The sequence below is a fragment of the Mesorhizobium sp. B2-3-12 genome (genome assembly GCF_006442205.1).
Lineage (GTDB): Bacteria > Pseudomonadota > Alphaproteobacteria > Rhizobiales > Rhizobiaceae > Mesorhizobium.
The window spans coordinates 480,968-505,476 of the sequence record NZ_VFVR01000002.1; the positions used below are offsets into that span (position 1 = coordinate 480,968).

Genomic DNA, 24,509 nt, shown 5'->3' on the forward strand with positions numbered 1-24,509 from the left:
TCAACGGGCAGAAGTTGTGGATAAAGTCCCTTTCGGAATCCCTGTTTCATGCCATAAGGAGCCCATGACGACGCTTCCCGATCCCACCCGCTTCGCCCACGTCACCGACTGGGTGTTCGACCTCGACAACACGCTCTATCCGCACCACTCGAATCTGTTCTCGCAGATCGACGTCAAGATGACTGCCTATGTCGGGGAGTTGCTGGCGTTGCCGCGCGAGGAGGCGCGCAAGCTGCAGAAGGAGCTCTATCGCGAATATGGCACGACGCTGAACGGGCTGATGACGCGCCACGGCATCGATCCGGACGACTTTCTCGAGAAGGTCCATGACATCGACTATTCGTGGCTGGTGCCAGATCCCGTCCTGGGCACCGCCATTCGCCAGCTTCCCGGCCGAAAGTTCATCTTCACCAATGGCGACCGCAGGCATGCCGAACGCACCGCTCGCCAGCTCGGCATCCTCGACCATTTCGACGACATCTTCGACATCGTCGCCGCCGGCCTCAATCCCAAGCCGGCGCGCCAGACCTACGAGAAGTTCGCCGAGCTGCACGCCGTCACCGGCCACAACGCGGTGATGTTCGAGGATCTCGCGCGCAACCTGGCGGTGCCTAAGTCGCTGGGCATGACCACGGTTCTCGTGGTGCCGCGCAATTTCGAGCCGACCTTTTCCGAGATCTGGGAACGCGATCCGGCGCAGGAGGACGATGTCGACTATGTCACCGACGACCTGGCGACGTTTCTCACGGCGATTGTGGAGAAGGAGTAGGGGAATTAGGGAATTGGAGAACTGAGGAACTGAGGAACTGAGGAACGATCCGGCCCCCTTTTTTCTTCAATTCTTCAATTCTTCAATTCTTCAGTTCTTCAATTCCCCAGTTCAATTCCCCAGTTCCCACCCCTACTCCCCTAACTTGTAAAACCGGCTGATGATGCCCCAGGCCTCGTCGGCCGTGTCGACGAAATCGATGATGTCCTGGTCGCCGGGGCTGATCGTGCCCTGCTCGGCGAGGAAGTCGAGGTCGATCGCCCGCTTCCAGAAGGACTTGCCAAACAGGATCACCGGCACGCGCTCCATGCGCCCGGTCTGGATCAAGGTCAGGGTCTCGAAGAACTCGTCCATCGTGCCGAAGCCGCCGGGAAACACCGCCACCGCCTTGGCGCGCATGACGAAGTGCATCTTGCGGATGGCGAAATAGTGGAAGTTGAAGCACAGTTCCGGCGTCACATAGGCGTTCGGCGCCTGCTCGTGCGGCAGCACGATGTTGAGCCCGATCGACGGCGCGCCGACATCGTCGGCGCCGCGGTTTCCGGCTTCCATGACACCTGGACCGCCACCGGTCACCACGACGTATTCACGGTAATATGAGGCGGCCGACTGCTGCGAGCAGAGGCGGGCGAATTTGCGCGCCTCCTCGTAATATTTGCTGTTTTCCTCTAGGTTCTTCTTCTGCGTCTCGTTCTTGGCCGCCCAGGCCTCGCCACCGGGCTCCGGCAGACGCGCGCCGCCGAACAGGATCACCGTCGAACGGATGCCACGCTCGGCCAGGATCATTTCCGGTTTCAGCAATTCGAGCTGCAGCCGGACCGCGCGCAGTTCGCGGCGCGTCATGAAGTCGGGATCGTTCCAGGCCAGGCGATAGGTCTCGGCCCGCGTTTGCGGCGTGTCCGGCACGCTTTTCGACCGCTCCAGATCCTCGTCCGAATGCGGCAGCGGCGTCCATCCCGCCTTTTCCATGGGAGTCATCAAATCCACCCGTCCAATTCCTTCACTTACGTCGTCCCGTGACGCAGCCGCGATTGACCCTCATTAAGCCTTAACATAAGCAGGTTCCGCAAACGTGTCCGGCGGTTTTGCGACAAGAACCTGCTACATGCAAAGACCCAGGCATGCAAAGCATGCCAGGGGTCCGCGCGACTTTAAAACAGGTTAAGGCGCAGCCCCTTAACAGCTTGGTAATGGAGCAAATTCATGTCGAAGCCCGATCTGGCGAGCCTCGAAAAGACCATCGACAAGGCCTTCGAGGAACGCGACGCCATTTCGACCGCGACCCGCGGCGAAGTGCGCGACGCCATCCAGGCGGCGCTCGACCTGCTCGACCACGGCACCGTCCGGGTCGCCGAGCGGCAGGCCGACGGCAAATGGCATGTCAATCAGTGGCTGAAGAAGGCGGTGCTGCTCTCCTTCCGGCTCAATCCGATGGAAATCATCAAGGGCGGCCCCGGCGAGGCCGTGTGGTGGGACAAGGTAGCGTCCAAGTTCGACGGCTGGAGCGCCGTCGATTTCGAAAAGGCTGGCTTCCGCGCCGTGCCGTCGTCGATCGTGCGCCGTTCGGCCTATGTCGCACCGGGCGCCGTTTTGATGCCGTCCTTCGTCAATGTCGGCGCCTATGTCGATAGCGGCACCATGGTCGACACCTGGGCCTCGGTCGGCTCCTGCGCCCAGATCGGCAAGAACGTCCACCTTTCGGGCGGCGTCGGCATCGGCGGCGTGCTGGAGCCGATGCAGGCCGGCCCGACCATCATCGAGGATAACTGCTTCATCGGCGCGCGCTCCGAAGTCGTCGAGGGCTGCATCGTGCGCGAAGGCTCGGTGCTCGGCATGGGCGTTTTCATCGGCCAGTCGACCAAGATCGTCGACCGCGCAACCGGCGAGATCTTCTATGGCGAGGTGCCGCCGAATTCCGTCGTCGTCGCCGGCTCGATGCCGGGCAAGGCGTTTCCGAACAACGAGCCGGGTCCGGGCCTCTACTGCGCCGTCATCGTCAAGCGCGTCGACGCCAAGACCCGCTCCAAGACCTCGATCAACGAATTGCTGCGCGATTGATCTTTCAGCCCGGCAAGCGCACCTTCCGCCGGCGCGACGATCGGTCGCGCTGGTTCAACATGGAGGGGTGACATGGACTGGAAATATCTGCTGACCAGCTATGAGGGCCGCATCAACCGCGCAAAATTCTGGGCATGCGTGGGCGTCATTTTCGTCGGCGCGGTGATCGCGATGATCCTCGACAACATACTGGGCACCACATTCAACCAGATGCCTTACGGCTTTATCTATTTGCTCTACTCGCTCGCCATGCTCTATTCGATCTTCGCCGTCTATGCCAAGCGTTGGCATGATCGCGACAAATCCGGCTGGTGGACCCTGATCATCCTGGTGCCTGTCATCGGCGCGATCTGGTTCCTGGTGGAGTGCGGCATTCTCGAGGGCACCAAGGGTGCCAATCAATACGGACCGGACCCGCTTGCCTGACAGATCAGATCTCACCTGGCTTTTCTTCAAGACATCGGGCCGCGTCAGCCGCGCGGCCTATTTCCTCGGCGGATTGCTCGTCGCCATAATCCAGGCGTTCCCGCTGTACCGTTTCACACTGGTGCCGGAGGGCTCGCCCGAGAGCAACATGTGGTCGTTCATCTTCTTCATCGCCTTCATCGCGTCGCTGTGGTCCAACATCGCGCTGGCGGTGAAGCGGCTGCACGACCTCGACAAGCCGGGCATTGCCGCGCTGATCCTGTTCGTGCCGGTCGTGTCGATTGTCGCCTTTATTGTCTTGTGCCTGTTTCCAGGGCAGCCTGGACCCAATCGCTATGGCCGGCGCACCAACGAGCCGGCGCAACCCTGAGGCCCGATTCATGGGGTCGGATATCTCGCCATGCGCTACCGCACGCTTGATCCGAAACTGATCATCGAAACCGCCGAGCGGCTTGAAGGCCGCGTCGCCGAGCGTTTCCCGGACGCCGGGTTGCGCGGCGTCGCGGCCGAACTGGTGTCGCTGTCGCGCGATCTGGCCAAGGCGGCTCAGGCGCTCGAAGCGCCGATCTGGTGGCTGCGCGGCATTATCGTCGCGGCCGTCATCGCCGGCGCGTTGATCTTCCTGTTCGTCGGCACCATCCTGCCGCTCATTCACATCTCCCAGGCCGACGACGCGGTGCAGTCGGTGCAAGGCATCGAAGCCACGATCAACATGATCATCCTCGCCGTGCTCGGCTTCCTCGCCCTGATCCGCACCGAGGAGCGCATCAAGCGCAAGCAGGTGTTTCGCCAGCTGCATGGCCTCAGATCGCTGATCCACGTCATCGACATGCACCAGTTGACCAAGGATCCGGCGGCGCTGTCGGCCAGTTTCAAGCCGACCTCGCACTCTCCGGCGCGCATCACCAATGCCCCGGATCTCGCGCGCTATCTCGACTATTGCTCCGAAATGCTGTCGATCACCGGCAAGATCGCGGCGCTGTTCGCTCAGTCCGTCAATGACGACGTGGTGATCGACGGCGTCAACGATATCGAGAACCTGGCGTCCAACCTGTCGCGAAAGATCTGGCAGAAGATCACGCTGATCGAGAGCCATCCGGCGGCGCTACCTGTCGCGGCGCCAGGCCCGGCGAGCCAAGCCGTTCGGCTTCCGCCGCGCGCACCAAGGCGCTGACCCGCCGGATCGTCGGCGCCGGCGTGCCGGCTTTTTCGGCCAGTAGCAAGACAGCACCCTGCAGTTCGTCGATCTCGGTCGGCCGGCCACGCTGCAAATCGTCCCACATCGACGAGCGGGCCTCGGGGTCGATAGCCAGCATGCGCCGCGCCAGCAATTTGAACAGCCAGTCGGGCAACCTCAGCACTGTCGGCAGCAGCGCTGGCCGCAGGCCGGCGATGCGCGCCGGCTCGATGCCGGAAGCCTTCATCGCCCGCAAGGCCTCGTCGATCTGGCCGGCCAGGATCAGCCGCCAGCGCCTGTCGGCGAGTTCGGTCGCCAGCGGCAGGTCCGACAGCGCCACCAGCGCATTGTTCAGGTTCATCAGCAGCTTGCCCCACAGCACGGCCTTCATGTCGCCATGCGTTTCGACGGCGAGGCCATCGACATCAAGAAAACCGGCGATATCGAGAAGCCCGGCAGGTCCCCGGTCCTCGACCATTACGTTGCCGTCGCTGGCACGGTGGACGCGCAGCGGCGGTTCGCCGTCGGGCGACTGCACGACATTGAACGGCACCATGCCGGCCAGCACCGTTCGTTGGCCAAGCGCGGCGCGCAGCCTGTCGGCATTGTCGACGCCGTTCTGCAGGCTCACCACCACGGCTTCGGGACGGGCATGGGCCTTGATCAGTGCCGCCATATCCTGCGTCGCGCCGCTCTTGACGGTGACCAGGATCACATCGGCCTCCGGCAAGGCAGCGGCCGGATCGGTGGTGACGACGAGCTGTTCCGGCTTGATCAGGCGATCACGGCCCTCCAGGTCGCTGACACGCAATCCGCCCTGCCGCAACGCTGCCTCGATGCGCGGCCGGGCGAGCAGGACAACCTGTCGCCCGGCGAGTGCCAGGCAGCCGCCGGCATAACAGCCAATGCTGCCGGCGCCGGCAATGACGATCCTGTTTCCCCCGTTTGCCATCTCTTGCTCCGCACCAGTCCGACTATACGACATGAAAACCATAATGTCGGCGGCATCGTCGGCGATAGGGCTGGCCCCTACGTCTGGCCGTGACAGGCCCTCAGCTTTCGACTATCGCTTTTGCCATGACGCTGCCGACCGATCCCGCCGCAAACCTTGCCTCCCTCATCCGCTGTGCCTCGGTGACCCCAGCCGAAGGCGGCGCGCTCACCGCGCTGGAGGCGATGCTGAAACCGCTCGGCTTCCTCGTCGACCGGCCGGTGTTCTCCGAGGACGGCACGCCCGATATCGAGAACCTCTATGCAAGGCGTTCCGGCAACGGCCCGCATCTGATGTTCGCCGGCCATACAGACGTGGTGCCGGTCGGCGACGAAGCCGCCTGGACGCATCCGCCCTTCGCCGCAGAGATCGCCAATGGCGAGATGTATGGCCGCGGCGCGGTCGACATGAAGGGCGGCATTGCCTGTTTCATCGCGGCGGTGGCGCGCCATGTCGAAGAGAAGGGCGGCCCGAAGGGCTCGGTCTCGCTGCTGATCACCGGCGACGAGGAAGGGCCGGCCATCAACGGCACGGTCAAGCTGCTCGAATGGGCCGCGTCCAAAGGCGAGAAATGGGACGCCTCGATCGTCGGCGAGCCGACCAATCCGGATGCGCTCGGCGACATGATCAAGATCGGCCGGCGCGGCTCGATGTCGGGCGGCATCACCGTCAATGGCCGCCAGGGGCACGCAGCCTATCCGCAGCTCGCCGACAATCCGGTGCGCGGGCTGATGAGCCTCGTCGACGCCTTGCTGCATCCCGTCTTCGACAAGGGCACGAAGGATTTCCAACCGACCAATCTGGAGGTGACCTCCATCGATGTCGGCAACCCGGCCACCAACGTCATCCCGGCCAAGGCGACCGCCACCTTCAACATCCGCTTCAACGACAGCTGGACGGCCGAGACGGTCCAGGCGGAAATCCACAACCGCCTCGACCAGGCGGCAGGGCGCAAGAAGTACCGGCCAGGCAAGACAACGCCGGTCGACTATGAGCTGGTCTGGCGCGACCGGCCAAGCCATGTCTTCCTGACCCGCGACGACAGGTTGGTCGAGACGCTGAGCGGTTCGGTCGGCGCGGTGGTCGGCAAAAAGCCGGCTTTGTCCACCTCCGGCGGCACATCGGATGCGCGTTTCATCAAGGATCATTGTCCGGTGGTCGAGTTCGGCCTGGTCGGCAAGACCATGCACATGGTCGACGAGCGTGTCGCCATCGCCGATCTCGAAACGCTGACTCAAATCTACCAGCGCTTCATCGAAGACTGGTTCGGACAGGGCTGACCAGCATGCTTTCGGCGGACGAAACCCAAGCTTCGCTGACGGGCGCCTGGCGGCTGATGCTCGGCAAGGTCGACGGCCTGCGCCTGCTCGACCTGTCGGCGGATGGTTTCTGGAACTCGTTCTTCGCCATCATCGTCGCGGCTCCGGCGCTCATCGTCGGCTGGGTCGGCATCGCCAACGAGATCGGCGACCCCGATGCCTTCGCCGGCCGCTTCTCCATGCTGGTGCGCCTGGCGACGGTCGATATCGGCTCCTGGGTGCTGCCGTTGGTGGCGCTAGCCTTGGTGGCGCCGCGCGCCGGCATTGGCGGGCGCTTCGTCCACTATGTCGTCGCCAGCAACTGGGCCTCGGCAATCACCGCCTGGCTGATGCTGCCCTCGGCGCTGATCAGGCTCTTCCTGTCGTCGGCAAGCCAGGTCTCGAGCCTGGTGTCGCTGCTGTTGTTTGCCCTGTCGATGGTGCTGACCTGGCGCATGACCAATGTCACGATCGGCAAGGGGGCAGCCGTCGGCACAGCCGTTTTCGTCGGCATGTTCATCGCTTCGCTGCTGGTGTTGTTCGGGCTGCAGATGGTGCTCGGCATCAGCGTGCCGGACGATGTCGGGGCGCAGAGCCTGTCGGGACTCTATCCGGGGTAGGCTGGGTGCTTGTCTCCGATGGAACCGGGTTCCATCGATGGAACGGGGTTCCATCAGGGGTAATCGACGCCTATCAGGAAAAGTCCGTCGGGCGGCGCCACCTGGCCGCAGGCGGCGCGGTCGCGCGCCTCGAGCGCGGCCTTGAGGTCGCCTGATGTCCAGCCGCCGTCGCCGACCCGCTTGAGCGAGCCGACCATGGAGCGCACCTGATTGTGCAGAAAGGAGCGCGCCGAGGCTCTTACCTCGATCACGTCGCCCGTCCGGCTGACATCGAGCCGCTCCAGCGTCCTGACCGGGCTGTTTGCCTGGCACTGGGTCGAGCGGAAGGTGGTGAAGTCGTGTCGTCCGAGCAGGAGCTTCGCGGCTTCATGCATGGCGGCTGCATCGAGCCGCTTCGGTACCCACCACACCTTGCCCTTTTCCAGTGCCGAGGGCGCGCGCCGGTTGAGGACACGGTAGAGATAGTGCCGGCCGGTGGCCGAGAAGCGGGCGTCGAATTCGTCGGGGACGACCGCGGCCTTCAGCACGGCAATGCGCGCGCCGGCCGCCTGCAGATGGGCGTTGATGGCGTCGCGCACCTTGTCGCCCGACCATGCCTTGGCAAGGTCGACATGCGCGACTTGGGCGGTCGCATGCACGCCGGCGTCGGTGCGGCCGGCGGCGCGCAAGCGGACCTCTTCGCCGCTGAATTTCTCGACGGCCTGCTCGATCGCCTGCTGCACCGAAGGCTGATCAGCCTGGTGCTGCCAGCCGGCAAACAGGCTGCCGTCATATTCGATATCGAGGCGAAAACGCGGCATGCCGGTCGGCTATACGCTCTCGCCTAGGCGGCGAGAGCGGTGAAGGCGGAGGCGTAGACCAGCCTGCCGGCTTCGGGCGCGTCGCCCCAGGCAAGCGCCTGCAGCGCTTCGCCCTGGTATTCGCTTTCGAAGTTCTCGGCACGCGCATGGCTGTAGCCGAAACGGCCGTAATAGGCCGGATCACCCAGCACCACGGCCAACGTCTCGCCAGCGTCCTTGAGCCGGATGTGAGCCTCGCGGATCAGCGCGCCGCCAATGCCGGAGCCGTGAAAAGACGGTTCCACCGCCAATGGCGCCAGCGCCACGGCGGCGAAGCTCTTGCCGCCGCTCTGGACGAACAGCCGCGAAAACAGGATGTGGCCGACGGCCTGGCCGTCTTCTTCCGCCACCAGTTCGACGACGGCATCACCGCCCGTCACCAACGCGTCGACCAGCCCGGCCTCCGCCTGCTGGCCGAACGCGTGTTCCTCGACGAGGCGAATGGCCTCGCGGTCCCGCGGCGTCGCCGCGCGTATCGACATCATGCTCATGAGAATTTCAGTCCTTTTTCGATCTTGGCTCCGCGCAGGAATTCCGACGCGGCGGCGGGCTTTCCGCCCGCACGTTGAACTTCGACCAGCCTGATCGCGCCTTTTCCGCAGGCGACCGTCAGCCGGTCATCGAGAATTCCTCCCGACTCGCCCAAATCTTCCGAAAGCGACAGGCCCCCGGACAGCGTCGAGCGAAGCAGCTTCAGCCGCTCCATGCGGCCGCCAATTTCAATCTCGGACCAGGCGCCGGGAAAGGGCGACAGGCCGCGAACGCTATTGTGGACCTCGACAGCAGGCCGTGTCCAATCCAAGCGCGTCTCGGATTTATCGATTTTCCTGGCGTAAGTCACCCCGTCTACCGCCTGCGCGGTAAATGTCAGGGTGCTCTCTTCCAGCCGCGCCAGCGCTTCCACCATCAGGGCCGCGCCAATGCTCATCAACCGATCATGCAGATCGCCGGCTGTCATATCGGGGTCGATGGCGCATTTTTCAAGCAATCCCACCGGACCGGTGTCGAGGCCCTCCTCCATGCGCATCACCATCATGCCGGTCTCCGTGTCGCCGGCCATGATGGCGCGCTGGATGGGAGCGGCGCCGCGCCAGCGCGGCAAGAGCGAGGCGTGGCCGTTGACGCAGCCAAGCCGGGGCGCCCCCAAAACCGCCTTCGGCAACAGCAAGCCATAGGCGACCACCACGGCGATATCGGCGTCGAGCGCGGCAAAAGCGGTCTGCTCGGCCTCGCCTTTCAGAGATGTCGGCGTGCGCACCTCGATGCCCAGTCGCTCGGCCTCGCGCTGCACAGGAGATGGCGTCAGTTCCAGCCCGCGCCGGCCCGCGGCGCGCGGCGGCTGCGTATAAACAGCTGCTATCTCATGTCCGGCTTCAGCAATGGCGCGCAGCGTCGGCACCGAAAACTCCGGCGTGCCCATGAAGATGACGCGAAGGGGCATTTTTCTTCCGTGGTCTTTCTCTGCTTGCACGAGCCGGTTCAGGCAACCGCTTCAAACGGGTTTACGAGCTTCAGGTCAAGCCCGTCGAAGTCGCGGACATTGCGGGTCGCCAGCGTAGCGTCATGCGCGAGGCAGATCGAGGCGATCATGGCGTCCGGAAGGCTGATAGGGCGGCCGATCCTTTCCCGCGCCGCCCGGAGCTTGCCGGCAAGACGGGGGATGGAGCCAGCAAATTCGACGACGCGACCGGAGAACTGCTTCGAGATCAGGTGATCGAGAGCACGGACATGACGATCGGAACCGGTCTTGTTCAGAAACCTTTCGGCACCGAAGGATTGCTCCATGACGACGGGGCCGCACAGATACAAGTCGAGCAACTCCTGTTTGCGAAACCATTCGACCACGTTCGCATCGGGTGCCATCCTGCTCGTTTCGGAAATGACGTTGGTATCGAGGACGATCACTCGAAATCCTCGACCGCTCGCCCGAAGTCGCGTTTTCTCTCCGCTTCGATTTCTTCCATGATCTCGGCGAACTCGTCGTCGACCGCATTCTCGGCCGCGAACGCGGAGCGAATGTTGTCCCATGCCGACAGACCAGGCTCTGGCTTGGCCTCCTTTTCGGCGACCATGCCCTTACGCAAAAGATCGATCGCCTTGCCGGATAAGCTTTGGCCGCCGCTTCGCGCAGCTTGTTCGATTTCGCGTTTCAACGGTTCGGGGATGTCCCTGATCAGCATATCGCCCATGCAACCCTCCAGCGTTGATATCGGTGATATCACGATAAGGGTTGCGGCTCAATGGGAGTCTACGCTGTCGATCCGCGCCTATCCGACCAGCTTGCCAGGCGCCTTGTCCTTGGCGAGCTTCCTGAACTTCTTCACCACCATGTCGCGCTTCAGCTTCGAGATGTGGTCGATGAACAGTACGCCGTTAAGATGGTCGATCTCGTGCTGCAGGCAGGTCGCCATCAGCCCTTCGGCCTGCATCTCCCGCAGCGTGCCGTCGCGGTCGAGATATTTGACCCGCACCGAAGCCGGGCGTTCGACCTCGGCATAATAGTCCGGGATCGACAGGCAACCTTCCTCGTAGACGGACCGCGCGTCGGCGCTTTCGAGAATTTCGGGGTTGATGAAGACGTGGGGCGCGGGCGTTTCGTCTTCCTTGGCGAGGTCGATCACCAGCATGCGCAGCGGCTCGCCGATCTGGATCGCCGCCAGCCCGATGCCGGGCGCGTCATACATGGTCGCCAGCATGTCGTCGGCCAGTTTGCGCAAGGGCGCATCGACGCGCTCCACCGGCTTGGAAACCTGGCGCAGGATGGGGTCGGGAAGGATGATGAGCGGCTTGATCGGCATGGCGCTTCACCTAAGACCTCCAAGGAAAGGCGTCAACCGGTGCGCCTGCGTCTCGTTCACGTTTTGATCTGTGCCAGCGTGCCGAATCGGTTATGCTGTCCACATGAATGATCTGAGCACCATCCTTTCGGAGCCCGTCGCGCGGCTTGGCGCCTCGACAATCACGCTCGGCCACGCACTGGCCTTCGGCGCGTTGCTGTTTCTCGGCTTGTTCATAGCGCTCGTCGTTGCGCTGTGGCGGTCGGCCAAGGCCCGCACGGTGGCTGCCGCGGAAGCCGCCGACCATGCCCGTGACGCCGAGGCGCGGATGGCCGGCATTCTCCAATCCCAGGCCGAGATGCAGGGCCGCATGGGCGCCATCGCCGAAGTGTTCGGCGCCCGCCAGGCCGAATTGACGCAGTCGATCGGCCAGCGTCTCGACGCCATGACCGGCCGCATCGGCCAGACCATGACAGAACAGACCAAATCCACCCATGAAAGCCTGGCGAAACTGCAGGAGCGGCTGGCGGTCATCGACACCGCGCAAGGCAACATCCAGTCGCTGGCCGGCCAGGTGGTGCAACTGCAGGCGATCCTCTCCAACAAGCAGACGCGCGGCGCCTTCGGCCAGTCGCGCATGGAGGCGATCGTCGCCGACGGCCTGCCGCACGGCGCGTATGAATTCCAGGCGACACTGTCGAACGGCAGCCGGCCGGATTGCCTGGTGAAAATGCCGAACGGCGCGCCGTCGCTGGCCATCGACGCCAAATTTCCGCTGGAGGCTTGGAATGCCATCCGCGCCGCCGATGGCGTCGACCTGCAGAAGGTCGCGGCCCAGGCGTTTCGCCGCGATATCGAGATCCACGTCCGCGACATTTCGGAAAAATACCTGCTCCAGGGCGAAACCCAGGACACCGCCTTCATGTTCGTGCCGTCGGAATCGGTGTTTGCCGAGATCCACGAGAATTTCGAAGCGGTTGTCCAGAAGGCGCACCGCGCCCGCGTCGTCATCGTCTCGCCTTCTCTCTTGATGCTGTCGATCCAGGTCATCCAGTCGATCCTCAAGGATGCCCGCATGCGCGAGCAGGCGCATCTTATCCAGGGCGAAGTCATCCGGCTGATGGAGGACGTCCAGCGTGTCGACGAGCGGGTGCGCAAATTGCAGGGCCATTTCGGCCAGTCTGCCAAGGACATCGAAGACATCCTCGTCTCGACCTCGAAAGTGACCAAGCGCGGCCAGAAGATCGAGGCGCTGGAATTCGGGGAAGGCGAGCCCGACGCCCCGCGCGGCGGCGCCACCAAAGTGGAGGCCGCACCGCGGGTGGCCGATTCCAAGACCGGACAGCTGAGGTTGAGGGTCGTCGAAGGCGACGACTGAGAGGGGAGCAATTCCAGGAAAACCGCGCTGCGGTTTTCCCGGAAGAAGCGCGTAGCGCTTCCCCTTGGGAATTGGGTGAGAGACAGGAGCTACTGCTCCTCCACCGTCGTCATGCCCTCGAATTCCGGAAGCCAGTGCAACGCCGACCGGTGCCATTTCTGGTGTCTGGGGATCAAGTCCTGGCGCTGCCGCGAGGTGCCGACCCTGATCCCATAGACCTTCGGACCGTCGCCGACCGATGTCGCATAAAGGTGCGAACCGCAGTCGGCGCAAAAAGCCTGGGTTCGCCTGGCGCCGCTCGCCACGATCTTGATATAGATTTTCGGTGTACCCCTTGTGATCCGGTACTGATCCTCCGGCGCGGGAACGGTGACGCGAAACGCCGTGCCGGTCAGTTGTTGGCAATCGGTACAATGACAGATGGAGGTCTTTTCCGGGTCGACCTCCGCCTCATAGGCGATGGCACCACAATGACAGCCGCCGTCAATCTTCATCGTCATTCCTCCAAATCGTTTGGCTGATCTTAGCGGCGCAGGGAGGCGAGGCAACGGCGCGGCGCTGGTCCAGAGGCCAGGGCATGATCACGAAGAGGGTTTCGGGGTCATGCTCAACTTTCTCCTGACGCGGATTCGATCACCTTGCGCCGTTTTTCCCAGGTGCCTGACGTCTGCGGTTTGACGAACAGCCGCGTGATCTCAGGCATTTCCTTCCTCAGCCGCGCCTCGATGCGCTCGACACAGGCCTCGATCTCCGGCGCCGCCAGATGGTCCTCGAACTCGACGCTGAGGGCGGCAACGATCTCTTCCGGTCCCATATGCACCGTCAGCACACCGTTCGCTCGCTGCACCGCCGGATCCTGCTGGACGATTGCCAGCACCTTCCTCTGCACCTCGGGCGAGGCCGGCTCGCCGATGAGCAGGCCCTTGCTTTCGCGCGCCAGGAAAATCGCCGTGGCGCCGAGTATGAGGGCGATGCCGATGGAGGCGGCGCCGTCGATTTCGGGCATTTCCAGCAGTTCCGCCGCAAGGATTCCGGCGAAGGCGACGATCAGGCCGAGCAGGGCGGCGCTGTCCTCGAACAGCACCGTGTAGACGCTCGGATCCTTGCTCGACTGCACCGCTGTCAGCCAATCCTGCTTGCCCTTCTGCTTGCGGAATTCCTTCAGCGCCACCAGCCAGGAGCTGCCTTCGAACAAAAAGGACAGGCCGAGCACGATATAGTTGACCTTGACGTTGGCGACCGGTTCAGGCGCCATGATGTGGGTGATGCCCTCGTAGAGCGACACGCCGGCGCCCAGCGCGAAGACGAGAAGGGCGACGATGAAGCTCCAGAAATAGAGTTCGCGGCCATGGCCAAGCGGATGCGTACGGTCGGCTGGGCGCGCGGCCCGGTGCATGCCGTAGAGCAGCAGGCCGCCATTGCCGGTATCGACCAGCGAATGCACGCCTTCCGACAGCATTGCCGAACTGCCGGTGAAAAAGGCGGCGGCGAACTTGGTCAGCGCTATGGCAAGATTGCCGGCCAGCGCCGCATAGATGACCGTTTTGGAGCCGCCGTGCCCTGCCATGCAGGTTTGTCCCCTTCAAGTACAGTGTAGCTGCCCCGCCGCCGAAGCTCCACAGCCATCACAACGCACCAATCCCCGGGTCGTTCAAAGTCTTCGAAAAATCCGAAGGAACCGCCGGCTATTCCTGAATCTCGTCGGTCCACACCTTGAAGCCGGCGAGTGTCCCTGGTCCGAAAATATGGGTCAGCGGCACATCAGCGGCGTCGCGCCCGGAGGCGATCAGGATGCGCCCGATACGTGGCGCGTTATTGCGTGGATCGAAAGCGTGCCAGCGGCCGCCGAGATAGACTTCCATCCAGGCGCAAAAATCCATGCTCGCCCAGGGCTTGGGCATGCCGATGTCGCTAATATAGCCTGTGCAGTAGCGCGTCGGGATGTTGAGTGCCCGGCAGAAGGTGACGGCGAGATGCGCGAAGTCGCGGCACACGCCGCTCCGCTCGCGCCAGGCTTCGGCGGCGGTGCGCGTCACCCGTGCGTTGCCGTAGTCGAAGACGATGTGGTCATGGACGAAATCGCACACCGCCTGTACGCGCGGGATGCCGAGCGGCGTGTGGCCAAACAGCCGCCATGCCTCGTTTGCCAAGAGGTCGCTTTCGCAAAACCGGCTGGGCAGCAGGAACAGCAGTGTCTCCGCCGGCAGGTCGCGCACCTCGTGCTGCCACGCTGTGAGTTCGCCCATCTCGAATGTGCCGGGATCGCGAATCACCGCATCCGTGCCGAAAGTGAAACGCCCGGGGGGCGCGACGAACCGGTTGCACCAGTTGCCGAAACTGTCGCGATAACCCTGAATCGGGACTGGCGGGTTGGAGGTAAGGAAATCCGGGCGCTCGAGATCGGAGGCACGGGAATAGTGGACATTGAGCATCGCGATGAGCGGCGTTTCCTGCGGAAAGTCGAAGCTCATCTCGCAGCCGATATGGATCCGCATTGTCGTCCTGACCGGCCTGCCTGACGATCACCCGGCGGTGCGCGGGTCGATGCTGCAGCGCGAAGACAACCATGGCATGGACCGCCGGGGTTTACGAGCAAATTAGAAACCGGTTGAAAGCGGCCGGCCGGGGGCCGTGACAGGCGCTCCCCCCTTGCGGCAAAGCGTTTCTCTTGTTTCACTTCGCTTCCCGCAACTGGAGGAACGAATCATGGCTAAAGGTGCGATGAAGGCAGGCAAGGAAGCCCGCAAACCAAAGAAAGACGCCAAGAAGCCTGTAGCCGCTCCGGCCCTGAAGGCGCCGCCGGTCAAGGCAATGAGGATCAAGGAAAAATAGATCTCGTCAAGCGCGCATGGATTTCACCGGCGGCGTTCCGAATGCCGCCGGCGAGTTGTTGATTGGGCGTTCAGACACCCTAGATCGACGATGCGGGGACGACCTCGCATTTCCCGAAAATCCGGTTGGGACGGCCCGCCATGGTTTGATTGAACAGCCGAAGACCTTTCGGATGTTCTGGATGGAGCGTTTCGATGTCATGGATTCTTCTGTTTTTCGCCGGCCTGTTCGAAATCGGCTGGGCGATTGGCCTCAAATATACCGACGGCTTCACCCGGCTGGTTCCGACCGTGCTCACGGTCGCTTCGATGATCGTCAGCCTCACCTTGCTCGGCCTGGCGCTGAAGGCGCTGCCTGTCGGCACAGCCTATGCGGTGTGGACAGGCATCGGCACCGTCGGCACGGCGCTGCTCGGTATCTGGCTGCTGGGCGAGCCGGCGACGGCGATCAGGCTCGGCTGCATCGCGTTGATCGTCTGCGGTATCATAGGGCTGAAATTCGCGGCCTGAACGGCCTTGGCCGCCGACAGACGATATCGATCGACATCCCTGGACGCAGGGAGGCTTCCCGTGGGCAACACCGACAAACGCGAAAAAGGGCCGCGCCTTGGCGCGTCCCTCATTCATCATCCGTCGAGGCGAGCGCTCCTAGCGACCCGTAAAGCCGGGCGGCGTCCTGCCGGTGCGCTGCTTGCGTGCCGCATAGCGCGCATCGCGCTTTGCCTTTCGCTCGGCTTCGTCGGCAAGCAAGCGAGCAATGCGCTCGGTCTCTTCAGCCTCCCGAACCTTGGCCTCGGCTTCCGCTGCCTCTTCGGCGGCGATGCGCGCCGCTTCGGCGGCGGCCTCGCGCTGGGCCTTCTCGGCCGCCTCGCGTGCCAGCTTTTCCTGCTTCAGCCTGGCCTTTTCGGCCTCGCGGATTTCACGGGCCGCAAGGATCGCCTTGCGTTCGGCCTGTCGCGCCAGCACGGCGGGATCGTCTGCTGCCGGCTTTGACTTGAAGCGCTCCAGAAGCGCCTTCTTTGCCTCGGTCGCGGCATTGCGCCGCTCGAAAATGTCTTTTTCCCTGTAGATAGCCAAGTCCACTTCCTTGAAGTCTATTCGCGACGCTTACATACGCGCGAAAACCCGGAGTTCAAGCGCCAAAACGGTATGCCAGCCATGAAATTCCGGGATGTTGCACCGGGGAGACGCATTTCCCGCCGAAATCGACATGCACTGTTCACCAGCGGCCCTCTGGCGGCGCGATGGACGCGCCGCTACCTCTAGCGCAACAATCAACACACTGGGATGACATCCAAATGGAACTCGGCCTCTACACTTTTGCCGATGTGAGCCCTGTGCCGGGTCCCGGCGCCATCGGCCCGCACGAGCGGCTGCGCAACCTGATCGAGGAGATCGAACTGGCCGACCAGGTCGGGCTCGATGTCTTTGGCCTCGGCGAACACCATCGGCCCGATTATGCCGCCTCGGCGCCGGTCGTGGCTTTGGCCGCGGCCGCGGAGCGTTCGAAGCGCATCAAGCTGACCAGTGCGGTCACCGTGCTCTCCTCCGACGACCCGGTGCGCGTCTTCCAGCAATTCGCCACGCTCGACCTTCTGTCCGGCGGCCGGGCCGAGATCATGGCCGGGCGCGGTTCATTCATCGAATCCTTCCCGTTGTTCGGCTACAAGCTGGAAGACTATGACGAGCTGTTCGCCGAAAAGCTCGACCTTCTGCTTGCCATCCGCGATCAGGTGAAGGTCACCTGGTCGGGCAGTCTGCGGGCGCCGATCAACGATCGCGGCGTCTATCCCAGGCCCTTCCAGGACAGGCTGCCGGTCTGGATCGCCATTGGCGGGACGCCGCAATCGGCCGCTCGCGCCGGCGCGCTCGGCCTGCCGCTGGCGCTTGCCATCATCGGCGGTGAACCGGCGCGCTTCGCGCCGCTGTTCGACCTCTACCGTGAGGCCGCCAAGCGGGCCGGAAGCGATCCGGCAGGGTTGGCCACCAGCATCAACGTGCACGGCTTCATCGCCGACACGACCGAGCAGGCGGCGGACGATTTCTATGGCCCGCAGGCCGAAGTGATGAACCGCATCGGCCGCGAGCGCGGCTGGGGGCCGACATCGCGCGCGCATTTCGATCAGTCGCGTGGTCCCGATGGCGCGCTGTTCGTCGGCAATCCGGAGCAGGTGGCCGAAAAGATCGTCGCCCAGCACAGGATTTTCGGCAATGACCGCTTCCTGCTGCAAATGGCTATCGGCACCATGCCGCACGCCAAGATCATGAGGGCGATCGAGCTTTACGGCACCAAGGTCGCGCCGATCGTGCGCAAGGAAACGGCCAAACCCGTGCCGGCCGTGGCGGCGCCCGTGGCGTGACCTTGATGAGGCCCGCAGCGATGGGGCCTCATTGCGCTGGCGTTGCCCGGTACGAGGCCGCGTCCATCATCGCGGCATGGTGGGTCTCGGTCGCCTCGTCGGCCGGGAACATGCACTCGATGCGCAGTTCCTGGGCGGCGACAGTTTGAGGAGTGCCCACCGTGGTGACCATCGAAAAGTAATTCAACCGGCGACCGTCCTTGACAAAACCAAGCGGAATGACCGGCATGAAGCCGATCGCCACCGGATTTTTCCACTCGACATCCACGTCCGGATAGGCGAGCAGCGCCGTCAGCAGCTCGCCGGTCTTTTCGTCGACGACCCGGCCGATGGATTCGCGATAGACCCGCTCGAACAGGCTCCGCGCCACGTCGGGCCAATTGGCGACGAACGGGCGCATGCCTTCGGGATCGAAGATGAGGTGGAGCATGTTGCGCTGCCCTTGCCTTGCGGCCATGTCGAGGAAACAGCCGAAGAAGAGCGGCGCGGGCTGGTTGGTCATCAGCACATTCCAGTACCGATCCATGACCAGCGCCGGATAGGGTTCGTGCTGCCGCAGGATGCGCGTCAAGGCATCGGTCACGCTCTTCATCTCCACGGAGTCCCAGGCGCCTTCGGAAAACATCGGCGCGTAGCCCGCCGCCAGAAGCAAGGCGTTGCGCTCGCGCAAAGGCACATCGAGCGCACCGGCGATCGCCATCAAGGTCTCACGGCCGGGAACGCTGCGCCCGCTTTCGATGAAGCTGATCTGCCTTTGCGAAATGCCGGTATCGAGCGACAGGTCAAGCTGACTTCTGCCACGCACATCGCGCCAGTAACGCAAGAGCGTGCCCAGGTCGGCTGTCATGGTGGTTCGAGGGTTCGTCTTCATAGCCCGCTGTCCTCGCGATCCCTCGGACGATACACCGATACGACCGGCATTGCCTGACGGCGCATGGCACCAGCCGGTCCATGCGCCGTCGATCGGGTCAGGCGGCCATCGCGGCGGCGGGAGACCATGCCTGCGCCTGGAAGCGTTCCTCGATCGCCGTGCCGGCCATATTGGTGGTGGTTGCCGCCATGGTGGAAACGCCGACGCCGGTTACCACTTCCAGGATCTGCGCCTTCGAATAGCCCGCCGAGGTAAACGCGTCGATGTCGGCATCGCTCACGTTTCCCTTGTTTTCGATCAACGCCTTGGTCAAGGCCGAAAGAGCCGCATATTTCGGGTCCGCCGGCAAGCCGCCGTCCCGGATTGCCTTGACCTCGCTTGGCGCAATCCCGTCCTCGATGGCGAATGTCGAATGCGCGGCGACGGTCCAGGGGCATCTGATGGTGACCGCGTTGGTCAGCAGCAGTACCTGTTTTTCGATCTCGTCGAAGCTTCCGCCGTGAAAACTGCCGAAGCTGGAGACGAAACCGTTGAGGAGAACCGGATTGTTGGCCATGGTCGCCATAACGTTGGGAAGAAAGCCAAATCTTTCTTGCAACGCCTCTAGCGCGGGCCTGGATCGTTCCGGTGCCGACTCGATTGTCTGAAGGGTAAACCTTTGCATTTTGAAATCCTCTGTTCAAAGATCGGTTTCTGATCGCATGGACAGTTTCGGCGCCGCGCCACGACATCGTGTGATCAATCATGCGCTGCACTGCCCGCTTTTCTCATCCGAGCACGGATTTACATTAAACCCGCTGCGCGAAAGCCTGCTTGTTCTAGCCAAGCCGCGAGCGTCGTCTCAATTACACCGGATGTAATATTTCGCGCGATGCGCTGCGTCGGAGTGGTCTGAAGAGTGCGCATGACGGACCTCGCTCTCGAAGCCGGCTCATGGAACCTCCGCCCGCGACTCCGCGTTTCCACCGGGCATTGCCGATCGCTGAGGGGCGCCGGCGCGAGGGGGTGAGCATGAAGACCGAACCCGCTGCCTTAGCCGCAGGCGTTGCCGACGAACAGGATTCGCGTGCCGAGGCGCGCGCGAACTTGCGGCTGATGCGGTCGCTGCTGATCGGAATCTTCATTTTGGCGGTCACCGCCGCGTTCTACTTCGGCCGGGCTTTTTTCATGCCCGTCATCCTTGCCTTCCTGCTGGCGCTGACCCTAACGCCGATCGTCCGCTTCCTGCGCAAGAGCGGCATTCCCGAGGTGGTTTCGGCGACAATGCTGGTGCTCTTCTCCATCTTCGCGTTTGCCAGCGCCGGTTATCTGCTCAGCGGGCCGGTCATCGATCTGATCAACAACACCTCCTCGATCGGGCAGCAGCTCACGGAACGGCTGGCGCAGTTCAAGCGGCCGCTGGCGCGGATGATGGATCTCGCGCATCAACTGGAAGCGCTGACCGAGACCTCGCAGGAACCGGGCGTGCAGCGGGTCGCGGTGGCGCCGTCCGGCATCCTGTCGACGGCCGCCAGCAACATTCTCGACGCGGGCACCAGCATCACCATCGTTTTCGTGCTGTCGCTGTTCCTGCTTGCCTCGGGCACGCTGTTCTACGAGAAGATCATCCAGTCCTTCGCCAGCCTCAGCCAGAAGAAGCGGGCTCTTCGCGTCGTCTATGATGTCGAGCGCGAGATCTCGCACTATCTGCTCACCGTCGCCGTCATCAATGCCGGGCTGGGCGCCGTCATCGGGCTCGGCCTCTGGGGGCTCGGCATGCCCAATCCGCTGGTCTGGGGCGCGGCGGCGGCGCTGCTCAACTTCCTGCCCTATGTCGGGGCGCTGATCACCATCCTGCTGGTCGCGGTCATCGCGCTGATCAGTTTCGATTCGATCTCCTACGCGCTTCTGGCGCCCGCCTTCGTTATCCTGTGCGATATCGTCGAAGGCCAGTTCGTGACGCCGATGGTGGTCGGGCGGCGGCTCGAGATCAACGCCGTTGCGATCTTCATCGCCATCGCTTTCTGGTCATGGCTGTGGGGCTTCGTCGGCGCGCTGATGGCAGTGCCGTTGCTGGTCGTCATCAAGGTGTTCTGCGACCATTTCGAAGGCCTCAGCCATGTCGGCAATTTCCTCGCCGCGCAACATGTCACGGTCGTGGAAGAGGAAGCCAACGAACAGGATAGCAAGGCTGCCGCATAACCGTCGCAGGGTTTGCGGCGGCGGGATCGAGTGCCTATATCCGGCCGATCAGCGCCCGGTGTCTTTCCCCATGAGCGACATTCCCTTCGGCCTCGACGCCTATTTCGCCCGGATCGGCCATGCCGGTTCCAGGGGGGCTTCGCTCGACACGCTGAAGACGCTTCATTTCCTGCATCCGCAGGCTATCCCCTTCGAGAACATGGATCCGTTTCTGGGCCGCCCGGTCCGGCTGGACGCCGCCTCGCTGCAGGACAAGATCGTGCTTGCCGGACGTGGCGGCTATTGCTTCGAGCACAATCTCCTCTTCATGCATGCGCTGGAGGCGCTCGGCTTCAAGGTCGGCGGTCTTGCCGCGCGTGTGCTCTGGGGCCAGAACGAGGACGCGATCACGGCGCGCAACCACATGCTGCTGCGCACCGAACTCGATGGACGGACCTATATAGCCGATGTCGGCTTCGGCGGCCTGACGATGACCGCCCCGCTGCTGCTCGAGCCGGGTCTCGAACAGAACACCCCGCACGAGACATTCCGCATCGTCGAAACCGGCGACCATTTCCGCCTGCAGGCCGCCATCGGCGGCGACTGGCGCTCGCTGTATCGCTTCGATCTGCAGCCGCACTATGAAGTCGACTATTCCATCACCAATTATTTCCTGTCGACCAACCCGGCATCGCATTTCCTGACCTCGGTTCTGGCGGCGCGCGCGGCGCCCGACCGGCGCTACGGCTTGCGCGGCAACCGCCTGTCGATCCATCACATCGATGGCCGCACCGAACAGAGGCAGATCGCCACCGCCGCCGAACTTGCCGACACGCTGGAAGGCCAGCTCGGCATCAACATTCCCGACCGCACGGCCTTCGAGGCACGGGTGCGCGAGACGAAGATCGTGGAGACCAACATATGACCGAACTGTCCGTTCTCGACCTGGCGCCGATCGTCGAAGGCAGCGATGCCTCGCAATCGCTCGCCAATTCGCTCGACCTTGCCCGCCACGCCGAGCGGCTTGGCTACAAGCGCTACTGGCTGGCCGAGCATCACAACATGCCGGGCATTGCCAGCGCGGCAACGGCCGTCGTCATCGCCCATGTCGCCGGCGGTACCAAAACCATCCGCGTCGGCGCCGGCGGCATCATGCTGCCCAACCATGCGCCGCTGGTGATCGCCGAGCAGTTCGGCACGCTGGCCGCCTTGTTCCCGGGCCGCATCGACCTTGGCCTCGGCCGGGCTCCCGGCACGGACATGAACACGGCGCGGGCGCTGCGCCGCAATCTCGAGGCCGGCGTCGACAATTTCCCGCAGGATGTCGTCGAGCTGATGGGCTATTTCCTGCCGGCCGAGGAGGGCCAGCGCCTACGCGCCGTGCCCGGCGAGGGCCAGACGGTGCCGATCTGGATTCTCGGGTCGAGCCTCTACGGCGCGCAACTCGCGGCGATGCTCGGCCTGCCCTACGCCTTCGCCTCGCATTTCGCGCCGGCGGAACTCGACCACGCGCTGGACATATACCGCTCGCGCTTCCAGCCGTCGGAGCAACTCGACAAGCCGCATGTCATGCTCGGCCTCAATGTCTTTGCCGCCCCCACCGATGCCGAGGCGCGGCTGCTGTTCACCTCGCTGCAGCAGGCCTTCGTCAATTTGCGCACCGGCCGGCCCGGACGCTTGCAGCCACCCGTCGAGAATTATGACCGGGATCTCGACCCGATGGCCAGGACCATGCTCGGCCAAGCGCTGTCCTGCGCCGTCGTCGGCTCGCCCGAGACGGTCCGGCAAGGCATCGATGCCTTCGTGCGCCGCACCGGCGCCGACGAGCTGATGGTCACCGCGCAGATATTCGATCACGCCGCCCGCGTGCGCTCCTTCGAGATCCTCGCCGAGGCGCACAAATCGCTGTCGCAAGCGGCCTGAAACAGGGTCCTAGAGCTTTTGTCGAGATCAATGCTCTGCTACGTGCGGGGTATCCTTCGCAACAGCGAGCCTTGCCTTGCCCCATGATCTCGATAGACGCGAGCAGTTTGCCATCGAACTGGCGCGGCGCGCCGGCGAACTCGGGCTGAAATATTTCCGCGATCTCGACAGCCTGACCATCGAGAGCAAGGGCCATCAGGACCTGGTCTCGCAGGCCGACCGCGAGGTCGAGCTGTTCATCCGCGCGACCATCGCCGCCGACTATCCGCGGGACGGCATCGTCGGCGAGGAACACGCCTCGGTCGCCGGCGCGACCGGTTATTCCTGGGTGATCGACCCCATCGACGGCACCGCCAATTTCGTGCGCGGCATTCCGGCCTGGTGCGTGGTGATCGCTTGCGCCAGGGATGGAGAGACGGTCGTCGGCGTCATTCACGAGCCGTCGACTGGCGAGACCTTTCATGGCCGGCTCGGCGGCGGCGCCTTCGTCAATGCCAAGCCTATCAAGACGAGTGCGGCGACCAGCCTGGAAGAGGGCTCGGTGGGAACCGGGTTTTCAAACCGGGCCGAGGCCGAAAACATCGCCGTGCTGATCAAGAAAATTCTCGCCGAAGGCGGCGTCTTCTTCCGCAACGCGTCCGGCGCCCTGATGCTTGCCTATGTCGCCTCGGGCCGCCTGCTTGGCTATGTCGAGGAACACATGAACGCCTGGGACTGCGTGGCAGGCATGCTGTTGATCGAGGAGGCCGGCGGCACGGTGCTGAAGGCGGATCCCAAGACGGTGCTGCAAAGCGGGACACAGGTCATCACGGGCGGCAAGGGTGTGTTTTCCAAGCTGCAGCAGCTGTGCTCCGGCGTCTTTTAGTCGATGCGCGGACGCCTGTTCAGGCACTCACGCTCTGCACAACCGCAGCCAGTGGGCGGCATGAATTGCGGATCATCAGCCGGCCCTTGAGCACCAGCTTGCGCGGCGGCGCATCCCTGTTGCCAGCGAGACGGTCGAGCAGCAGATTGGCCGCCTGTTCGCCGATCGCCTGCACCGGCTGCGCCACCGTGGTCAGCTGCGGCTGGAACACATCGGACCAGGGAAAATCGTCGAAGCAGGCGACCGAAATGTCCTCCGGACAGGACAGGCCGATATCGCGGATGGCCTTCATGGTGCCGATCACCATCGGGTTGTTGGCCGAGAAGATCGCGCTTGGCCGGTCGTGCAGCGACAAAAGCTGCATGGTTGCGTTGTAGCCGTCGATCTCGTGGAAATCGCCGGAGCGGATCAGTTCCTCGGCCACGGGCAAGCCGGCGGCCTGGAGCGCCTCGCAATATCCGGTCATCCGGTCATGCATGGGTGAAATATCCGAGGTGCCGGTGATATAGCCGATGCGCCGGTGGCCGAGATTGACCAGATAGCTGATGGCGTCGAACACCGCGCGCTGGTTGTCGAGAACCACGGCGTCGGTGTCGACGCCCTCGCACAGGCGATCCAGCAGCACGACGGGCACATTGGCATCGGCGACGATCCGCTCGAGGATCGCGCCGTCACCGACGCGGGCCACGATCAGCCCGTCGACCATGCGGTCGAGCAGCAGCCTGATCTGGTCGTCCTGGGTATTCAGATCCTCGTCCGTGCAGCACAGCATGACGGCATAGCCGGCGCGATCGAAGGCCTGCTGGATAACCGAGACGACGGCGGTGAAGAACGGGTTGGTGATGTGCGGAACGGTCAAGCCGATGGTGCGCGTCGTCCCCATCTTCAGGCTGCGGGCGATGGCGTTGCGCTTGTAGCCAATATCGCGGATCGCCTGTTCGATGCGAGCGCTGAGTTCGGGGCTGACGGTCGCCGTGCCATTGATCAGCGCCGACACGGTGGCGACCGAGACACGCGCCGCTTCCGCCACGTGAAGCATGGTGGGCGCGGTGGATTTTCGCTGCTTTTTTCGCCCTGACCCTGTCATTTTCGAAACGTTTCGTCACCCCTTTGTCACCAATACGTACGGAATCCTGTCCTTTTAGGCAAGAATCGAAATGCATCAA

30 protein-coding genes are annotated in these 24,509 nt (G+C 63.5%); 15 read left to right on the forward strand and 15 right to left on the reverse strand.

Annotated features, from left to right (window positions below):
- Positions 1–64 precede the first annotated feature (64 nt).
- Positions 65–769 (forward strand): pyrimidine 5'-nucleotidase, encoded by a 705-nt coding sequence (locus FJ948_RS07620; protein WP_140703026.1) that lies wholly within the window; start codon positions 65–67, stop codon positions 767–769.
- 132 nt (positions 770–901) lie between these two features.
- Here the strand turns inward: FJ948_RS07620 and FJ948_RS07625 are convergent, their stop codons facing one another.
- A complete protein-coding gene (locus FJ948_RS07625; protein ID WP_115141502.1) occupies positions 902–1,747 on the reverse strand; it encodes an LOG family protein in 846 nt (281 codons plus the stop codon).
- A gap of 225 nt (positions 1,748–1,972) precedes the next feature.
- Between FJ948_RS07625 and dapD the strand changes: the two genes are divergently transcribed.
- The 4 genes from dapD (at position 1,973) to FJ948_RS07645 (ending at position 4,427) form a co-directional block, all read left to right on the forward strand.
- Positions 1,973–2,827, forward strand: coding sequence for a 2,3,4,5-tetrahydropyridine-2,6-dicarboxylate N-succinyltransferase (gene dapD / locus FJ948_RS07630; RefSeq protein WP_140703028.1), 855 nt, complete (start codon positions 1,973–1,975; stop codon positions 2,825–2,827).
- A 72-nt stretch (positions 2,828–2,899) separates the two neighbouring features.
- Positions 2,900–3,253, forward strand: coding sequence for a DUF805 domain-containing protein (locus FJ948_RS07635; RefSeq protein WP_140703030.1), 354 nt, complete (start codon positions 2,900–2,902; stop codon positions 3,251–3,253).
- Positions 3,246–3,623, forward strand: coding sequence for a DUF805 domain-containing protein (locus FJ948_RS07640; protein WP_181173590.1), 378 nt, complete (start codon positions 3,246–3,248; stop codon positions 3,621–3,623). Before FJ948_RS07635 ends, FJ948_RS07640 begins: the two co-directional genes overlap by 8 nt.
- 30 nt (positions 3,624–3,653) lie before the next feature.
- Positions 3,654–4,427 (forward strand): hypothetical protein, encoded by a 774-nt coding sequence (locus FJ948_RS07645; RefSeq protein WP_140703032.1) that lies wholly within the window; start codon positions 3,654–3,656, stop codon positions 4,425–4,427.
- Here FJ948_RS07645 and FJ948_RS07650 read toward each other — a convergent pair.
- Complete coding sequence (locus tag FJ948_RS07650) at positions 4,330–5,382, reverse strand: 2-dehydropantoate 2-reductase (protein ID WP_140703033.1); 1,053 nt, start codon at positions 5,380–5,382, stop codon at positions 4,330–4,332. The genes FJ948_RS07645 and FJ948_RS07650 overlap by 98 nt on opposite strands.
- Before the next feature lie 125 nt (positions 5,383–5,507).
- Between FJ948_RS07650 and dapE the strand changes: the two genes are divergently transcribed.
- Positions 5,508–6,701, forward strand: coding sequence for a succinyl-diaminopimelate desuccinylase (dapE, locus tag FJ948_RS07655; RefSeq protein ID WP_140703035.1), 1,194 nt, complete (start codon positions 5,508–5,510; stop codon positions 6,699–6,701).
- A gap of 5 nt (positions 6,702–6,706) precedes the next feature.
- On the forward strand, positions 6,707–7,339 hold the full coding sequence (locus FJ948_RS07660) for a transporter (RefSeq protein WP_140703037.1): 633 nt from the start codon (positions 6,707–6,709) through the stop codon (positions 7,337–7,339).
- Between the two features lie 53 nt (positions 7,340–7,392).
- Here the strand turns inward: FJ948_RS07660 and truA are convergent, their stop codons facing one another.
- The 6 genes from truA to def form a co-directional block, all read right to left on the reverse strand.
- Entirely contained in the window at positions 7,393–8,139 is a 747-nt protein-coding gene (truA, locus tag FJ948_RS07665) for a tRNA pseudouridine(38-40) synthase TruA (RefSeq protein WP_140703039.1), read from the reverse strand.
- A gap of 23 nt (positions 8,140–8,162) precedes the next feature.
- A complete protein-coding gene (locus FJ948_RS07670; protein WP_140703041.1) occupies positions 8,163–8,669 on the reverse strand; it encodes an N-acetyltransferase in 507 nt (168 codons plus the stop codon).
- The gene (fmt, locus tag FJ948_RS07675; protein ID WP_140703042.1) at positions 8,666–9,619 is read right to left on the reverse strand and encodes a methionyl-tRNA formyltransferase; all 954 of its coding nucleotides are present in this window, start codon (positions 9,617–9,619) and stop codon (positions 8,666–8,668) included. The genes FJ948_RS07670 and fmt overlap by 4 nt, the downstream gene beginning before the upstream one ends.
- 38 nt (positions 9,620–9,657) lie before the next feature.
- Positions 9,658–10,083, reverse strand: coding sequence for a type II toxin-antitoxin system VapC family toxin (locus tag FJ948_RS07680; protein ID WP_140703044.1), 426 nt, complete (start codon positions 10,081–10,083; stop codon positions 9,658–9,660).
- A complete protein-coding gene (locus FJ948_RS07685) occupies positions 10,080–10,367 on the reverse strand; it encodes a plasmid stabilization protein (protein ID WP_140703046.1) in 288 nt (95 codons plus the stop codon). Before FJ948_RS07685 ends, FJ948_RS07680 begins: the two co-directional genes overlap by 4 nt.
- A 78-nt stretch (positions 10,368–10,445) precedes the next feature.
- Positions 10,446–10,976, reverse strand: coding sequence for a peptide deformylase (gene def / locus FJ948_RS07690; RefSeq protein ID WP_140703048.1), 531 nt, complete (start codon positions 10,974–10,976; stop codon positions 10,446–10,448).
- Between the two features lie 103 nt (positions 10,977–11,079).
- Between def and FJ948_RS07695 the strand changes: the two genes are divergently transcribed.
- Positions 11,080–12,333, forward strand: coding sequence for a DNA recombination protein RmuC (locus tag FJ948_RS07695; protein WP_140703050.1), 1,254 nt, complete (start codon positions 11,080–11,082; stop codon positions 12,331–12,333).
- A gap of 89 nt (positions 12,334–12,422) precedes the next feature.
- Here FJ948_RS07695 and FJ948_RS07700 read toward each other — a convergent pair whose 3' ends face one another.
- From FJ948_RS07700 to FJ948_RS07710, 3 genes are all read right to left on the reverse strand, one after another.
- Positions 12,423–12,827, reverse strand: coding sequence for a GFA family protein (locus FJ948_RS07700; protein WP_140703052.1), 405 nt, complete (start codon positions 12,825–12,827; stop codon positions 12,423–12,425).
- Between the two features lie 113 nt (positions 12,828–12,940).
- Positions 12,941–13,900 (reverse strand): cation diffusion facilitator family transporter, encoded by a 960-nt coding sequence (locus tag FJ948_RS07705; RefSeq protein WP_140703054.1) that lies wholly within the window; start codon positions 13,898–13,900, stop codon positions 12,941–12,943.
- Positions 13,901–14,018: 118 nt separating this feature from the next.
- On the reverse strand, positions 14,019–14,828 hold the full coding sequence (locus FJ948_RS07710) for a transglutaminase family protein (protein ID WP_140703056.1): 810 nt from the start codon (positions 14,826–14,828) through the stop codon (positions 14,019–14,021).
- A 154-nt stretch (positions 14,829–14,982) separates the two neighbouring features.
- Here FJ948_RS07710 and FJ948_RS07715 point away from each other — a divergent pair, with 154 nt between their 5' ends.
- A complete protein-coding gene (locus FJ948_RS07715) occupies positions 14,983–15,165 on the forward strand; it encodes a hypothetical protein (protein ID WP_181173632.1) in 183 nt (60 codons plus the stop codon).
- A 194-nt stretch (positions 15,166–15,359) separates the two neighbouring features.
- Positions 15,360–15,674, forward strand: coding sequence for a quaternary ammonium compound efflux SMR transporter SugE (gene sugE / locus FJ948_RS07720; RefSeq protein ID WP_140703058.1), 315 nt, complete (start codon positions 15,360–15,362; stop codon positions 15,672–15,674).
- Positions 15,675–15,812: 138 nt separating this feature from the next.
- On the opposite strand, the gene FJ948_RS07725 is transcribed toward sugE, so the two are convergent.
- Positions 15,813–16,241, reverse strand: coding sequence for a DUF6481 family protein (locus FJ948_RS07725; protein ID WP_140703060.1), 429 nt, complete (start codon positions 16,239–16,241; stop codon positions 15,813–15,815).
- A gap of 221 nt (positions 16,242–16,462) precedes the next feature.
- Between FJ948_RS07725 and FJ948_RS07730 the strand changes: the two genes are divergently transcribed.
- Complete coding sequence (locus FJ948_RS07730) at positions 16,463–17,524, forward strand: LLM class flavin-dependent oxidoreductase (protein WP_140703062.1); 1,062 nt, start codon at positions 16,463–16,465, stop codon at positions 17,522–17,524.
- Between the two features lie 28 nt (positions 17,525–17,552).
- Here FJ948_RS07730 and FJ948_RS07735 read toward each other — a convergent pair whose 3' ends face one another.
- Together FJ948_RS07735 and FJ948_RS07740 are read right to left on the reverse strand one after the other, a co-directional pair.
- Positions 17,553–18,371 (reverse strand): helix-turn-helix transcriptional regulator, encoded by an 819-nt coding sequence (locus FJ948_RS07735; RefSeq protein WP_140703064.1) that lies wholly within the window; start codon positions 18,369–18,371, stop codon positions 17,553–17,555.
- 121 nt (positions 18,372–18,492) lie between these two features.
- Positions 18,493–18,951, reverse strand: a complete 459-nt coding sequence (locus FJ948_RS07740; RefSeq protein WP_246677469.1) for a carboxymuconolactone decarboxylase family protein — start codon at positions 18,949–18,951, stop codon at positions 18,493–18,495.
- Positions 18,952–19,406: 455 nt separating this feature from the next.
- Here FJ948_RS07740 and FJ948_RS07745 point away from each other — a divergent pair, with 455 nt between their 5' ends.
- The 4 genes from FJ948_RS07745 (at position 19,407) to FJ948_RS07760 (ending at position 23,343) form a co-directional block, all read left to right on the forward strand.
- Entirely contained in the window at positions 19,407–20,576 is a 1,170-nt protein-coding gene (locus FJ948_RS07745; protein ID WP_140703068.1) for an AI-2E family transporter, read from the forward strand.
- A 70-nt stretch (positions 20,577–20,646) separates the two neighbouring features.
- Complete coding sequence (locus FJ948_RS07750; protein ID WP_140703070.1) at positions 20,647–21,480, forward strand: arylamine N-acetyltransferase; 834 nt, start codon at positions 20,647–20,649, stop codon at positions 21,478–21,480.
- On the forward strand, positions 21,477–22,478 hold the full coding sequence (locus tag FJ948_RS07755) for an LLM class flavin-dependent oxidoreductase (RefSeq protein WP_140703072.1): 1,002 nt from the start codon (positions 21,477–21,479) through the stop codon (positions 22,476–22,478). The genes FJ948_RS07750 and FJ948_RS07755 overlap by 4 nt, the downstream gene beginning before the upstream one ends.
- A 76-nt stretch (positions 22,479–22,554) precedes the next feature.
- Positions 22,555–23,343 carry an inositol monophosphatase family protein gene (locus tag FJ948_RS07760; RefSeq protein ID WP_140703074.1) on the forward strand — a complete coding sequence of 263 codons (789 nt, stop codon included), beginning with the start codon at positions 22,555–22,557 and terminating at the stop codon, positions 23,341–23,343.
- Between the two features lie 19 nt (positions 23,344–23,362).
- On the opposite strand, the gene FJ948_RS07765 is transcribed toward FJ948_RS07760, so the two are convergent.
- A complete protein-coding gene (locus FJ948_RS07765) occupies positions 23,363–24,382 on the reverse strand; it encodes a LacI family DNA-binding transcriptional regulator (protein WP_140703075.1) in 1,020 nt (339 codons plus the stop codon).
- Positions 24,383–24,509: the final 127 nt, after the last annotated feature.

Coding starts and splice junctions, on each gene's coding strand:
- FJ948_RS07635 (WP_140703030.1), top strand. CDS start 2,900: ATGGACTGGAAATATCTGCTGACCAGCTATGAGGGCCGCATCAACCGC.
- FJ948_RS07670 (WP_140703041.1), bottom strand. CDS start 8,669: ATGAGCATGATGTCGATACGCGCGGCGACGCCGCGGGACCGCGAGGCC.
- dapE (WP_140703035.1), top strand. CDS start 5,508: ATGACGCTGCCGACCGATCCCGCCGCAAACCTTGCCTCCCTCATCCGC.
- FJ948_RS07710 (WP_140703056.1), bottom strand. CDS start 14,828: ATGCGGATCCATATCGGCTGCGAGATGAGCTTCGACTTTCCGCAGGAA.
- def (WP_140703048.1), bottom strand. CDS start 10,976: ATGCCGATCAAGCCGCTCATCATCCTTCCCGACCCCATCCTGCGCCAG.
- FJ948_RS07625 (WP_115141502.1), bottom strand. CDS start 1,747: ATGACTCCCATGGAAAAGGCGGGATGGACGCCGCTGCCGCATTCGGAC.
- FJ948_RS07755 (WP_140703072.1), top strand. CDS start 21,477: ATGACCGAACTGTCCGTTCTCGACCTGGCGCCGATCGTCGAAGGCAGC.
- FJ948_RS07740 (WP_246677469.1), bottom strand. CDS start 18,951: ATGGCCAACAATCCGGTTCTCCTCAACGGTTTCGTCTCCAGCTTCGGC.
- truA (WP_140703039.1), bottom strand. CDS start 8,139: ATGCCGCGTTTTCGCCTCGATATCGAATATGACGGCAGCCTGTTTGCC.
- FJ948_RS07685 (WP_140703046.1), bottom strand. CDS start 10,367: ATGGGCGATATGCTGATCAGGGACATCCCCGAACCGTTGAAACGCGAA.
- FJ948_RS07700 (WP_140703052.1), bottom strand. CDS start 12,827: ATGAAGATTGACGGCGGCTGTCATTGTGGTGCCATCGCCTATGAGGCG.
- FJ948_RS07695 (WP_140703050.1), top strand. CDS start 11,080: ATGAATGATCTGAGCACCATCCTTTCGGAGCCCGTCGCGCGGCTTGGC.
- FJ948_RS07765 (WP_140703075.1), bottom strand. CDS start 24,382: ATGCTTCACGTGGCGGAAGCGGCGCGTGTCTCGGTCGCCACCGTGTCG.
- FJ948_RS07735 (WP_140703064.1), bottom strand. CDS start 18,371: ATGACAGCCGACCTGGGCACGCTCTTGCGTTACTGGCGCGATGTGCGT.
- FJ948_RS07645 (WP_140703032.1), top strand. CDS start 3,654: ATGCGCTACCGCACGCTTGATCCGAAACTGATCATCGAAACCGCCGAG.
- dapD (WP_140703028.1), top strand. CDS start 1,973: ATGTCGAAGCCCGATCTGGCGAGCCTCGAAAAGACCATCGACAAGGCC.
- FJ948_RS07650 (WP_140703033.1), bottom strand. CDS start 5,382: ATGGCAAACGGGGGAAACAGGATCGTCATTGCCGGCGCCGGCAGCATT.
- sugE (WP_140703058.1), top strand. CDS start 15,360: ATGTCATGGATTCTTCTGTTTTTCGCCGGCCTGTTCGAAATCGGCTGG.
- FJ948_RS07730 (WP_140703062.1), top strand. CDS start 16,463: ATGGAACTCGGCCTCTACACTTTTGCCGATGTGAGCCCTGTGCCGGGT.
- FJ948_RS07705 (WP_140703054.1), bottom strand. CDS start 13,900: ATGGCAGGGCACGGCGGCTCCAAAACGGTCATCTATGCGGCGCTGGCC.
- fmt (WP_140703042.1), bottom strand. CDS start 9,619: ATGCCCCTTCGCGTCATCTTCATGGGCACGCCGGAGTTTTCGGTGCCG.
- FJ948_RS07750 (WP_140703070.1), top strand. CDS start 20,647: ATGAGCGACATTCCCTTCGGCCTCGACGCCTATTTCGCCCGGATCGGC.
- FJ948_RS07620 (WP_140703026.1), top strand. CDS start 65: ATGACGACGCTTCCCGATCCCACCCGCTTCGCCCACGTCACCGACTGG.
- FJ948_RS07745 (WP_140703068.1), top strand. CDS start 19,407: ATGAAGACCGAACCCGCTGCCTTAGCCGCAGGCGTTGCCGACGAACAG.
- FJ948_RS07660 (WP_140703037.1), top strand. CDS start 6,707: ATGCTTTCGGCGGACGAAACCCAAGCTTCGCTGACGGGCGCCTGGCGG.